The organism is Glutamicibacter sp. BW78 (assembly GCF_002332245.1).
Classification (GTDB): domain Bacteria; phylum Actinomycetota; class Actinomycetes; order Actinomycetales; family Micrococcaceae; genus Arthrobacter_H; species Arthrobacter_H rhombi_A.
Window position 1 is genome coordinate 491,563 of record NZ_NRGU01000038.1, and the last position, 12,420, is coordinate 503,982.

Consider the following 12,420-nt stretch of genomic DNA (forward strand, 5'->3'; position numbering starts at 1 on the left):
GGGTTCCGGCGATGACGAAGGCGGTGGCCAACAGCGCCCCGCGCCCACCAATAAAAAGCCATCCCCGCTGGTGCCCACCATCGTGGCCATCGGGATTTTGGTGGCCGCATTCATCTTCTTCGCGAATATTTATGCGGATGTCCTCTGGTATAACCAGACAGGATATGGGCAGGTCTTCTGGACCGAACTGCTCACGAAGGTGGCCATTTTCATCGTCGCCTTCCTGATCATGGCCGCAGCCATCAGGGCCAGCCTGCAGGTCGCTTTCAAGACGCGTCCGGTCTACGCCCCGGATATGCAGATGCAAGACAATATCTCGCGCTATCAGGCGCAGCTGGAACCGATCCGCCGACTCCTGATGTGGGGGATCCCGCTGGTCATCGGTGCCTTTGCAGCGACGGCGCTCGCCTCGCAGTGGCAGACCGTGCTCCTATATATCAACCAGGTCCCGTACGGGGAGGTGGACCCGCAGTTCAACCGGGACCTCTCGTTCTACATGAACTCGCTGCCCTTCTACGGGCTACTGGTCGGCTTCTTGATCAGTGTTGTGCTGATCGCCGGAATTGCCGGCTTGCTGACCCACTACCTCTACGGCGGCATTCGCATCCAGGAGCGCGGCGGGGTGACCATCTCCCGTCCGGCTCGGCTGCATGTGAGTATCGCCGCGGCCTTGTTCCTCTTGCTCCAAGGAGCCAACTTCTGGCTTGACCGGTACGCCACCTTGGAGAATCAGGGTGGACGCGTCGCCGGTGCCCTCTACACCGATGTGCATGCCGTCATTCCGACCAAGACGATTCTCGTCGTCGCCGCTGTCCTGGTGGCCGTGCTGTTCGTGGTCGGGGCCATCATGGGGCGGTGGAAGCTGCCGTTGATTGGTACGGCGATGCTCGTGGTGACCGCATTGGTTGCCGGTGGTGTGTACCCGATGCTGGTTCAGCAATTCCAGGTCGTTCCCTCCGAGAAGACCCTCGAACAGCCTTACATCAAGAAGAACATCGAGATGACCCGCAAGGCCTACGGCCTGGACGCTGTCCAAGCGACGCCCTATAAGGCGACCATCGACACGGCCAAGAATGCGCTGTCAAAGGACAAGGCCACCACCACCAACATTCGTTTGTTGGACCCGGACCTGGTCTCCGATTCCTTTGCTCAGCTCCAACAGTTCCGTACGTACTACAAATTTGCGCCCACCTTGAATGTCGACCGCTACCAAGTGGACGGAAAGACGGAAGACACCGTCATCGCTGTCCGCGAGCTTGATGTGGATCCCAGCGATAGCTGGGTCAACCAGCACGTGACGTATACCCACGGCTACGGTGCCGTGGCGGCCTACGGTGCCAAGGTCGCCGCCGGTGGACGTCCCGACTTCATGCTCGAAGGCATCCCCACTTCAGGGGTGCTTGGCAATGACTCCACGTATGAGCCACGGATCTACTTCGGCGAGTACTCCCCGGAGTACTCGGTGGTCGGGGGGCCCGAGGACTGGGATCCCCGCGAACTGGACCACCCCTCGGATAAGTCAGGAGAGGGAGATGCCAAGACCACGTTTGAAGGTGATGGCGGTCCCATCGTCGGTAACTTCTTCAACCGTCTCGTCTACTCGTTGAAGTTCAGTTCAACCGACCTGTTGCTCTCGGATGCCATCAACGAAGAGTCACAGATCCTCTACGACCGTGCTCCGAAGGATCGCGTGCAGAAGGTCGCTCCGTACCTGACCACTGACTCCAACGCGTACCCGGCCATCGTGGATGGTCGCGTGAAATGGATCGTTGACGCCTACACCACCAATAGTTCGTTCCCTTACTCCACCGAACAGCAGCTCGACACGGCCGTCCGGGATTCGCTGACCGGCGAAAACCGCACTGCCGCGCTGTCCGGGAAGGTGAACTACATCCGTAACTCGGTCAAGGCCACCGTTGATGCTTACGACGGCACGGTCGACCTGTATGCCTGGGATCCCGACGAGCCGCTGCTGAAGGCCTGGCAGAAGGTCTTCCCGTCTACGGTGAAGCCGATTTCGGAGATCTCCGGTGACCTGATGAGCCATGTGAGGTACCCGGAGGACCTGTTCAAGGTGCAGCGGACGCTCCTGGGCAATTACCACGTGACCGACCCGGATGACTTCTACGAATCCAACGATGCCTGGTCGGTCCCCAACGACCCGACCAGTCCGGATACCCCGGTTCCGCAGCCGCCGTACTACCTGTCGCTGCGCATGCCGGATCAGAAGAAGGAGACCTTCTCCCTGACGGGCACGTTCATCCCCAAGACCAGCGAAGGCGGCCAACAGCGCAACGTACTGTACGGGTTCCTCGCGGCCGAGGCAGATGCCGGGAGCAAGGCAGGGAAGAAATCCGATGGCTACGGGACACTGCGGCTGCTGGAGTTGCCGCGTTCCACCGTTGTTCCCGGCCCGGGCCAGGCACAGCAGAACTTCGACTCCAACACCACGGTCTCGACCCAGCTGAACCTGCTGCGCTCCGGTGCCTCGAAGGTCATCAACGGCAACCTGCTCTCGCTGCCTGTCGGTGGTGGCGTGCTGTACGTGCAGCCGGTCTACGTCCAGTCCACCGGTGAGACCTCATACCCGACGCTACGTAAGGTGCTCGTTTCCTTCGGCGATAAGGTCGGCTACGCCGATACCTTGTCTGAGGCTCTTGACCAGCTCTTCGATGGCTCCTCAGGGGCCGAGACAAGTGAGGGTGACGGCAGCAAGTCGCCGGACGATGAAGACGGAAAGGGCGGCGAATCGGCACCGGCCAGCGAGCAGCAGCAGCTGAAGGAAGCGTTGGCGGACGCCAGCGCGGCCATCAAGGCCGGTCAGAACGCCCTGGGCGACGGCGACTTCGCCAAGTACGGCAATGAGCAGAAGAAGCTCAACGATGCCCTGGACAAGGCCCTTGAACTCGAAGGCAAGATCTCGGGCGAGCCGGTCAAGTCCGAAAAGGATAAGTCCTCGGACAACCCGATTCCGGGCCAGGATGAGTCGGCACCGGCTGACGAGTCGAAAGGCTAGTCGGTTTAGCCGGGTATTGCTGAACCGAAAGTTCGGCCACTGATAGCCGACCTCACCGAAGGCGGTGGTGTCGCGTAGTGATCTACGTGACACCACCGCCTTTCGATTTGAGGTTTAGGGGCCGAAGATGGGATGCTTAAAGCACGCCGCGGGGTGGAGCAGTTCGGTAGCTCGCCGGGCTCATAACCCGGAGGTCGCAAGTTCAAATCTTGCCCCCGCAACGGACTAAAGGTCCCGGTCGATGGAAACATCGACCGGGACCTTTTTTGTGTGTCCTAAAACCCACCAAAATGCTTTGACCTCCTACTAAATAGTTGCAAGACCTAGTATCATCGAGTCCAGCAAACCGCGCCGAGAGGATTAATTGGTGAATCAGGAAGCCCGCACACCTTCTGCCGTGACCCGAAACCGATGGGGGCGCATCGGTATCTATGCCGGGGGGGCCGTCGTTGTCTTGGCGCTGATCGTCTTGGGGGCCAGGTGGTTGACCGGCACCGGACCGGTTTCTGACTTCATGACCGACTACCCGGGGCAGGTTCCGCTGCCGGCTGTGGCACCCGTGGGGCTGCCGGCCTGGCTGGGGTGGCAGCATTTCCTCAACGCCTTCTTCATCGTCTTGTTGGTCTTGACCGGATGGAGGGTTCGGACCACTCAACGGCCCGCAGCCCATTGGGTGCGGAATAACAAGGGGCTGATCAAGACCAAGAAGGCTCCCAAGCGCATCAGTCTGGACCTCTGGATGCACCTGAGCCTGGACGTGTTGTGGATCCTCAATGGCATCATCTTCATCGTGTTGCTCTTTGCGACCGGCCAGTGGAGGCGCATCGTCCCCACGAGCTGGGATATCATCCCCAATGCCCTCTCGGCCGGCCTGCAATACGTTTCACTGAACTGGCCGTTGGACGACGGGTGGGTGAACTACAACAGCCTGCAACTGTTGACCTACTTCCTGACGGTCTTCGTCGCTGCTCCGTTGGCCATCATCACCGGTCTGCGGATGTCGTCCATCTGGCCGACGCAGGCGAAGAAACTCAATCGCCTCTATCCGATCGAAGCGGCCCGGGCGCTGCACTTCCCGGTCATGCTCTACTTCGTGCTGTTCGTCGTCGTGCACGTGACCCTGGTGTTGAGCACCGGGGCACTGCGCAACCTGAACCATATGTTCGCTGCACGTGACGACGGAGGCTGGCTCGGATTCATTTTCTTCGCCATTTCACTTGTCGTTATGATCGGCGCAGCGCTACTGGCGCGACCGATCTTCATCGGCCCGATTGCCTCACTGATGGGCAAGGTAAGCCGCTGACCACCCGACCGGCGCCGGTAGCGCCGGACGACTCCATCTGGCCTACTGGCCGAAAGGATAATCATGTTCGAGCTCAATGATGAGCAGCAGGCAATGGTCGAAATGGTGCGCGACTTCGCGACCGAACAGATCGCACCGTACGCCGATACCTGGGACCAGGAACACCACTTTCCCGTCGACGTCCTGCGACAAGCTGGGGACCTGGGCATGGGCGCCATCTATGCCGATGAGGAGTACGGCGGATCGGGGCTCACCCGTAGCGATGCCGTACTGATCTTCGAAGAACTGGCCCGCGCCTGCCCGACCATCTCCGCCTACATCTCCATTCACAATATGGTGGCGTGGATGATCGATCAGTTCGGAACTGCCGAACAACGGGCCGCGTGGATCCCCGGCATGGCGACGATGGAAGAACTCGGCAGCTACTGCTTGACCGAACCCGGCGCAGGATCGGACGCCGCTGCCTTGCGGACCAGCGCCGTCCGCGACGGGGATGAATATGTCCTCAACGGGGTCAAGCAGTTCATCTCCGGCGCCGGGGCTGCGACGTACTATCTGGTGATGGCCCGCACCGCTGATACCGGGAGCCGGGGGATCTCAGCGATCGTTGTTCCCGCCGAAACCGAGGGGCTGGGGTTCGGCGCGCTGGAGAAGAAGATGGGCTGGAATGCTCAACCGACTCGCCAAGTCATTTTTAATAATGTCAGGGTTCCGGTGGGCAACAGGCTGGGAGAGGAAGGCGACGGGTTCGGCATCGCGATGAAGGGCCTCAACGGAGGCCGGCTCAATATCGGTGCGTGCTCTCTGGGCGGGGGACAGGCGGCGCTGGAGAAGTCGGCCGCATACCTGAAGGAACGGCAGGCGTTCGGCGGACCGCTGATCAAACAGCAAGCACTGCTGTTTGAGCTGGCCGATATGGAAACGAAGATCTTCACCGCCAGGACCTTGCTGTGGCGTGCAGCCGCGGCATTGGACGCTGGCGCCGACGATGCGCTGAAACTCTGTGCGATGGCCAAGCGTGTTGCCACGGATGCCGGTTTCGAAACTGCGAACGCCGCCATTCAACTCCATGGTGGATACGGCTACCTGAGTGAATACGGCCTGGAGAAAATCGCTCGTGACTTGCGCGTTCATCAGATCCTTGAGGGGAGCAACGAGATAATGCGTCTGATTATCGGTCGGATGATCGCGGAAAAATAGGTCCTCCGGCACCCGATTTTGGGTGGTCTCCATTTTCGTGTAGAGTCATATCTCGCAGCGCGGGGTGGAGCAGTTCGGTAGCTCGCCGGGCTCATAACCCGGAGGTCGCAAGTTCAAATCTTGCCCCCGCAACAAAAAGAAGAACCCCGATCCAGCAACACACTGGATCGGGGTTCTTTTCTTGTTGGTGGTGGTCCGTGACCGACCGGCCACGGACCACCACCTGGGTCGGCAGTTACTGCTGACCTCCTCTCGCGCCTAGTTCAACTCGGGCGAGGAGCTGCCACCGGCCTTCAAGGCAGCCAACCGTGCCTCCACCTCGGTCTGCTCGCCGAGATCCTCCAGGGATTCGAACTGTGCGTCGAGGCTGGAAGCGGAAAGCTCGGCGGCCCCCTGGACGCGGGCTTCCTCGCGCCTGACCTTTTCCTCGAAGCGCGAGACCTCGCTGTTGGGGTCCATGATGTCGATGCTCTTCAGGGCATCCTGGACCTGCGATTGGGCCTGCGTGGACTTCGCCCGGGCGACGAGCGAATCGCGTTTGGCAACCAATTCCTGACGTTTGGTATTCATCGCATTCAGGCCACTTTTGAGCTTCTCGACGATCTCTTCCTGCGAAGCGATGGTCGGCTCGACAGATTTTGCTTCGTCCTCGGACTGCATCTGACGCTGGATCGCGACCTTGGCCAAATTGTCGAACTTCTTCGCATTCTCGTCCTTGCCGGCAGCCCGGAACTCATCGGCCTTCCGCGAGGCAGCCAGAGCCTTATTGCCCCAGTCGCGGGCATTCTCCTGGTCCTCCTGATGATCTTGCTGGAGCATACGGAGGTTGCCGATGGTCTGGGCCACAGCCGTCTCCGCCTCGGCAATGTTGTTGGTGTAGTCACGCACCATCTGGTCCAGCATCTTCTGCGGGTCCTCGGCCGAATCGATCATGGAATTGATATTGGCCTTGGCCAGTTGGGCCATGCGCCCAAAGATTGACTGCTTGATCACGATGTCACCTTCCACTGGGGTTTAACTGGTCTGGTCCTACAACCGGCGGTCGAACCGCCGGAATCCTGTCGGATATTCTCGCGTCGGCTCAGAAGTTACCTCCGCCGCCTCCGCCGCCGAAGCCGCCTCCTCCGAAACCGCCCCCACCGCCTCCGCCGCCGAAGCCGCCGAATCCGCCGCCTCCGAACATGCCGCCGCCGCCACCGCGGCCACCGCCTCCGCCGCGGAGGATCGAATCGATGAGGATGCCACCGAGAATGGCCCCGCCCATGCCGTTGCCGCGACCGTAACCACCGCGCCCGCCACCGAAACCGCCGCCGAAACCATCGACGTCGGACTCTGCCTGGCGAGCCGCCTGATCTGCAAGCGAGGAGGCTTGCTGGGCGCTTTGTAGCGCCTTGACGGGATCCTGCTCGGCCAACTGGAGGGCCTCATCGAGATAGCGCTGGGCCTCTGCCAGCCGGGTCCTGGCCGTGGAGCCGACGCCTCCCCGGCGGGCACGGATGAAATCGTCGGTGCCGTCGATCTTTCCGCGTGCTGTCTGCAGTGCCGACTGCAACGAGGCCAGCGCCCGTTGGGCTTGTTGCCGACGGTCCCGTATAGCGCCCAGCGGGGCGTCCAGTCCTTCACGGGCTCGGGCCAGCTGAGAGAGCAAAGCGCCAGGATCGACCCGGCTGTTTTGGCGAGCCTGCTCAATCCGACCGACCGCATCGTGCAAAACGGCGGTGGGGGCAGCCAGCTCAGGGTGCTGCCCTGCGGCAGCGAGCGATTCGGCCTGAGTCAGGTCCTGGTGTGCTTCGGCCAGTTGTGAATCTACGTCAGCGCTGGTCTGGCCCAGTACGGTGGCCGTCTTGCCGATGGCTGCGATGAGGACACGGGTCTGGTCCACGGCTTCCTCCCCGGCACGGATTGCCACGGCTGCTTCGGCGTCCGAGGAGTCCCCGGAGGCATCGGCAGCGGTCTTCAGGGAGTCCTCGATGAAATCAATACGTTCGTCGGCTTGTTCGACATTGTCCCTGACCTGGACCAACGCCGAATCCTCGTACCGCTCCGCTAGGCCAGTCAACGAGGACTTCGCTGTTTCGAGCTCCATCCGCAATCCTGCCAGCTGACTCTGCAAGGCAGCCGACGCCTTCGGGAGATTGCGTTCGAGCTCCCGCAGGGAGGCGAAGTCCTCACGGTGTTCCTCGAGGGAATCGTTGACTGCCTGACACCGACGGATAATTTGTCCCAACCACTTGCGCTGATCGGCTTCGGAATCGGGGATTGAATCGTCGAGTTGCTGCTGCAGCTTAAAGGACTCACCCAAATGCTCTTTGGCCTTGGCTAGATCCGCGGAGAACGGCTTGATGGCTTCCTCACCGAATTCTGCCATCGCGAAATTCAATTCCTGCTCACTGGAACGGATCGCGTCATCAGCGGCGATGAGCAGTGGGCCAGCCTGCTGCCGGAGCTCTTCGACGCTCAGTGAGGCCAAGGGGTCCTCGGGGCCCGCTCCGGCCGGACGGGGGAGAGGCCTGTTGGATGGTGGACCGGACTTCTTCCGTCGTCCCAGGATCCAGAGGGTTCCGCCGCCGATCACGATGACTCCACCGATGATCCATGGCGCGGCCGAGCTGCCGGATGAGGCGGGCTGCCCGCTCCCTGACGTGTTGCCGAGTTCACCTGAGGCCGCGGCTTCAATGCCGGTGACGGCGTTTTCGGCAGCAGATGCCCAGTCATCGGCGGTGAGAGTACTTGAGCGCAACTCAGGGGTGATGTAGTCGGTCACGATATCGGCATCGTGAGCCGCGATCTTGCCGCTGTCATTGGATTTCAAACGCAGCTGCCTGTCGCCGGTGGCAATGGCCAGGACGCTGTCCGTGGTGCCCATGCCCTTCTTCTCGGCCACAGCTTGGACCCAGCCGTCCATATCGGAGGGGTCGGTGAACTTGTCGACATAGATGACATAAAGGTTCAGTCCCTCGCTGTCCTGCAGCTGGGTGACTGCTTCGTCCACACGGCCAGCTTCCGAGCCCAGCACTCCTGCTTCGTCCACCACGTATTGGCCCGGCGGGATCGTCACCGGTGGTTCGGCGGACGCTGGGCCTGCTAAAAACAGGATGGACAACAGCGCAAATCCGGCGGCCGCCGGAACGCGTCTGGAAATGGATCGCATGGATCACCCTTCGACGTCGGTGACGGCCGGCCAGTACCTTGGGGCGTGCCGGAAGGTTGCTCCCGGTGAACGATGACCTTCGACCGTCGCCTTTGAGTCTATTGGTATGATTTGGGACCGTCCACAGGGACGCGGCGGCGATGGAAGGCTCACGGGAACCCGTCCGTGTTCTCACAGGTACCGCTCAGGTAAAGCTTCACCTGGACACAGCGCACGTTGTCATAGTTGGAGTCAAGGAACCCCCAGAAAGGACCCCACGTCATGAGCGAGGAACGGAACACCTTCTCCCAAGGATCGGCAGGCGAGCCCGAGGACGGAACCGGAGTGTCCAGCGGCAACCCAGTTGTCCCACCTCGCCCGCAGACCCCGCCTCAGGTGGCGGGGGAGCCCAGCACCGAGCAGCACCGCCCAGTGGACGGTGGTCCCCGGACCGCGACGTTCCCGGCAGCCGGAACCAACGGGGCTGCGCCTCCACCCACCGGTGGTGGCTACTACCCCCCGGGATCCGCCTTTTCCCCCGCGCCGCGTCGGCAACCAAAACGTTTCGGAACCGCAACCCTGATTTCCGGGATGGTCATTGCCGCACTCATCGGAGGTGGTAGCGCCGTGGGCGCCAACTACCTCATCAACGGTTCGGAGCAACCGGCGGCCTCCTCCTCGCAGAAGAGCGACGCCGTGGTCATCAACAACCCGGAGAACGTCACCGCCGTCAGCGCCGCGGCGGCCAAGGCTTCACCCAGCGTCGTCACCATCGAGGTAGATGGACAGAAGCAGGGAGGCTCGGGATCGGGCATCATCTTGGACACCAAAGGGCATATCCTGACCAACACCCACGTGGTCACGCTCGGCGGAACCGTTTCGGATCCTAAGATTACTGTCCGGACCAGCGACGGTCAGGTCCATCGGGCCACCGTGGTTGGCACCGATCCCATGTCGGATCTTGCGGTGATCAAGGTCGAGGCCAAAGGTCTGCAGCCGGCGAAGCTCGGCGAGTCCTCGAAATTGAATGTCGGTGATTCGGCGATCGCCATCGGCGCCCCGCTGGGCTTGAGTGGCACGGTCACCGATGGCATCATCTCCACACTCAATCGGACCATCAGTGTGGCGTCGTCGGCAGTGCCCGATAACTCCGAGCAGAAGGACTCCTCCGATGAGGGGAACCAGTTCAACTTCGAATTCCCCGGGGAAAAGCAGCAGCAGAGCTCGGGGAGCGGATCGATCTACGTCAACGTCATCCAAACGGATGCGGCCATCAACCATGGCAACTCTGGTGGCGCCCTGGTGAACACCAAGGGAGAAATCGTCGGCGTGAACGTCGCGATCGCCTCGGCTGGTGGTTCGGGAACCACAGGAAGTGACGATAGTGGGTCGATCGGTGTCGGATTCGCCATCCCGATGGACTACGCCCACCGGATCGCCAACGACATCATCGACAACGGCAGCGCCACCCATGGTCTGCTAGGTGTCACCGTCAAAGCCAAGCAAGCCGATTCGGGAACCCAATTCAGTGTCGGAGCCGAAGTCCAGGAGGTCACCTCCGGGTCGCCCGCTGAAAAGGCCGGGCTGAAATCTGGTGATGTCATCACCCGGGTTGGCGAACGCCAGATTTCCGATAGCCAATCCCTGACAGCAGCCATCCGCGAATACGCCAAGGGGACCACGGCGAAGATCTCCTTCTCCCGCGGCGACAGCGAAAAAACTGTAGACGCCAACGTCGGCGCACTACCCGCCGAATAATCGCAGCCAAAACGGTCACTGCCGCCTGCGGTCCTCTCACAAGGGCCGGAGGCGGCACTGGTCGTTGAGGGCAGGGTTACGCTGGTAGCCGGGCCGAGTCGTCACCTGCTGGCGGCACGGCCCCTGTGACGATACTCTTTGTTAATACCCATTAACTGGAATTCGCGGGTTGTTCCCGTGAAATCGACGGTACCGGCCGCCTTCGGCCGGACGAGTCAAGCGAAAGGCAATCATGAGCGTGACAAGCGGGGCACCACTGAAGGTGCTCGTCCTGGTCAAGCACGTCCCGGACGCGCAGTTCGACCGCCACCTGACCGGTTCCGACCATGTCATTGACCGGTCTGAGAGCATCCTGTCCGAGCTGGACGAATACGCCATCGAATCAGCATTGCAGTTGGTGGAGGCCCGGGGAGGCGTCAAGGCCGGTCACACCGTGACGGCGCTGACCATGGGGCCGGAGCGAGCGTCGGGCGCCGTGAAGAAATCCCTGCAGATGGGCGCCACCGACGGCGTGCACATCAACGATCCGGCACTGGCCGGTTCCGATGCTGCTGTCACCTCACTGGTCCTGGCCTCAGCGGTGAACCATCTGGGTGGCTTCGACGTCATCATCACCGGCATGGCCTCCACCGACGGTGAAACCTCCATCGTCCCGGCACAGGTGGCCGAACGCCTCGGACTGCCACAACTGACGATGGTCTCCTCGTTGGAACTGGGGGAAGACGGCGTGCTGACCGCTCGTCGAGATTCTGACACGACTTCCAAGACCCTGCAGGCCGCGGCCCCGGCACTGGTCTCGGTGACCGACCAGGGCGAGGAAGCGCGCTACCCGAACTTCAAGGGGATTATGGGCGCCAAAAAGAAAAAGACGGTGTCCCTGTCCCTCTCCGATCTCGGGCTCGAAGCCTCACAGGTCGGTTTCACCGGGTCCTGGACGAAGGTCGACGACGCCAGCCCGCGTCCGCCGCGGGAAGCTGGAACGATGATCACCGACTCCGGCAACGCCGGCGTTGAACTGGTCGACTTCCTGGCAGACAAGAAACTTCTTTAGGAGCAGAGGCGAACAGATGACTAATATTCTCGTTTTCATCGATACACCCACAGCGCAGCCGGGCAAGGCCCAGCGCGAACTGCTCACCTTGGGCCATCGGCTCGGTGAGCCGGTGGTTGCCCTCGGCGCACCGGCCAGCGACGAAACCGTCGCCGCGTACGCACACCTGGGAGCAACGGCCGTCTACGCCCCAGCAGGTGCACTGGATGGCACCCTCATCGCCGGTGAAGCGGCTTTCGTGGCTGAGGCATCCCAAGCCTGCTCGGCAGCTGCGGTCCTGCTTCCCAACTCGGCAGATGGCAAAGAAATCGCCGCTCGGGTGGGTATCAAGCTCTCCGCCGGCGTTATCACCGACGCGGTGGACGTCACCGCCGACCTGACCGTGACCAAGTCGGTACTGGCCGGCGGCTACACCGTGACTGCCCGCGCCAACCAAGGCACCCCGGTCATCACCGTCAAACCCAATAGCGTCGAGCCCACCGAAGCGATCCCGACGAGCCCGGAAGTCACGACCCTCGAGGTAACCGACGCCGGTCCTGCCGCCAGGGTCACGAACACCGTCGAGAAAGCAGTCTCGGCACGGCCCGAGCTCCAAGATGCACGCATCGTGGTCTCCGGAGGACGCGGACTCGACGGTGACTTCACCCCGGTGGAACAGCTGGCCGATGCCCTCGGAGCCGCGGTAGGTGCTTCCCGTGCTGCCACCGACGCCGGCTGGATCGAGCACTCCTACCAGGTCGGCCAGACCGGTAAGACGATTTCCCCGCAGCTCTACATCTGTGCCGGCATCTCCGGAGCCATCCAGCACAAGGCGGGGATGCAGACCTCCCAGGTCATTGTCGCGATCAACAGCGACGAAGATGCGCCGATCTTCGAGATCGCCGACTTCGGCATCGTCGGCGACGCAACGACCGTCCTGCCACAGGCTGCCGCCGAGATCCAGCGTCGGAAGGGCTGAGACC

8 protein-coding genes and 2 tRNA genes are annotated in these 12,420 nt (G+C 61.9%); 8 read left to right on the forward strand and 2 right to left on the reverse strand.

Annotated features, from left to right (window positions below; all coding sequences use genetic code 11):
• The first annotated feature begins 67 nt into the window (after positions 1 to 67).
• The 5 genes from CIK75_RS12580 to CIK75_RS12600 all read left to right on the forward strand — a co-directional run bounded on the left by CIK75_RS12580 (position 68) and on the right by CIK75_RS12600 (position 5,651).
• Positions 68 to 3,016: a UPF0182 family protein gene (locus CIK75_RS12580; RefSeq protein ID WP_241895445.1), complete on the forward strand. Its 2,949-nt coding sequence runs from the start codon at positions 68 to 70 to the stop codon at positions 3,014 to 3,016.
• Positions 3,017 to 3,163: 147 nt separating this feature from the next.
• Positions 3,164 to 3,237 (forward strand) — tRNA-Met (locus tag CIK75_RS12585).
• A gap of 200 nt (positions 3,238 to 3,437) precedes the next feature.
• A complete protein-coding gene (locus CIK75_RS12590; RefSeq protein WP_241895446.1) occupies positions 3,438 to 4,319 on the forward strand; it encodes a cytochrome b/b6 domain-containing protein in 882 nt (293 codons plus the stop codon).
• A 63-nt stretch (positions 4,320 to 4,382) separates the two neighbouring features.
• A complete protein-coding gene (locus CIK75_RS12595) occupies positions 4,383 to 5,519 on the forward strand; it encodes an acyl-CoA dehydrogenase family protein (RefSeq protein WP_086999691.1) in 1,137 nt (378 codons plus the stop codon).
• Positions 5,520 to 5,577: 58 nt separating this feature from the next.
• A tRNA-Met gene (locus CIK75_RS12600) sits at positions 5,578 to 5,651 on the forward strand.
• Between the two features lie 126 nt (positions 5,652 to 5,777).
• Here CIK75_RS12600 and CIK75_RS12605 read toward each other — a convergent pair.
• The gene (locus CIK75_RS12605) at positions 5,778 to 6,512 is read right to left on the reverse strand and encodes a PspA/IM30 family protein (RefSeq protein ID WP_096224445.1); all 735 of its coding nucleotides are present in this window, start codon (positions 6,510 to 6,512) and stop codon (positions 5,778 to 5,780) included.
• A gap of 88 nt (positions 6,513 to 6,600) precedes the next feature.
• Positions 6,601 to 8,670: a TPM domain-containing protein gene (locus tag CIK75_RS16630; protein ID WP_096224396.1), complete on the reverse strand. Its 2,070-nt coding sequence runs from the start codon at positions 8,668 to 8,670 to the stop codon at positions 6,601 to 6,603.
• Between the two features lie 261 nt (positions 8,671 to 8,931).
• Between CIK75_RS16630 and CIK75_RS12615 the strand changes: the two genes are divergently transcribed.
• The 3 genes from CIK75_RS12615 (at position 8,932) to CIK75_RS12625 (ending at position 12,416) form a co-directional block, all read left to right on the forward strand.
• Positions 8,932 to 10,407, forward strand: a complete 1,476-nt coding sequence (locus tag CIK75_RS12615) for a trypsin-like peptidase domain-containing protein (RefSeq protein ID WP_096224397.1) — start codon at positions 8,932 to 8,934, stop codon at positions 10,405 to 10,407.
• 232 nt (positions 10,408 to 10,639) lie between these two features.
• Positions 10,640 to 11,458 (forward strand): electron transfer flavoprotein subunit beta/FixA family protein, encoded by an 819-nt coding sequence (locus CIK75_RS12620; RefSeq protein WP_198962441.1) that lies wholly within the window; start codon positions 10,640 to 10,642, stop codon positions 11,456 to 11,458.
• Positions 11,459 to 11,474: 16 nt separating this feature from the next.
• Positions 11,475 to 12,416 carry an electron transfer flavoprotein subunit alpha/FixB family protein gene (locus tag CIK75_RS12625; RefSeq protein WP_096224398.1) on the forward strand — a complete coding sequence of 314 codons (942 nt, stop codon included), beginning with the start codon at positions 11,475 to 11,477 and terminating at the stop codon, positions 12,414 to 12,416.
• The last annotated feature ends 4 nt before the right edge of the window (positions 12,417 to 12,420 follow it).

Excerpts from the sequence above, each read along its gene's own strand:
- CIK75_RS12595 (WP_086999691.1), top strand. The coding sequence starts at position 4,383 with ATGTTCGAGCTCAATGATGAGCAGCAGGCAATGGTCGAAATGGTGCGC.
- CIK75_RS16630 (WP_096224396.1), bottom strand. The coding sequence starts at position 8,670 with ATGCGATCCATTTCCAGACGCGTTCCGGCGGCCGCCGGATTTGCGCTG.
- CIK75_RS12615 (WP_096224397.1), top strand. The coding sequence starts at position 8,932 with ATGAGCGAGGAACGGAACACCTTCTCCCAAGGATCGGCAGGCGAGCCC.
- CIK75_RS12620 (WP_198962441.1), top strand. The coding sequence starts at position 10,640 with ATGAGCGTGACAAGCGGGGCACCACTGAAGGTGCTCGTCCTGGTCAAG.
- CIK75_RS12625 (WP_096224398.1), top strand. The coding sequence starts at position 11,475 with ATGACTAATATTCTCGTTTTCATCGATACACCCACAGCGCAGCCGGGC.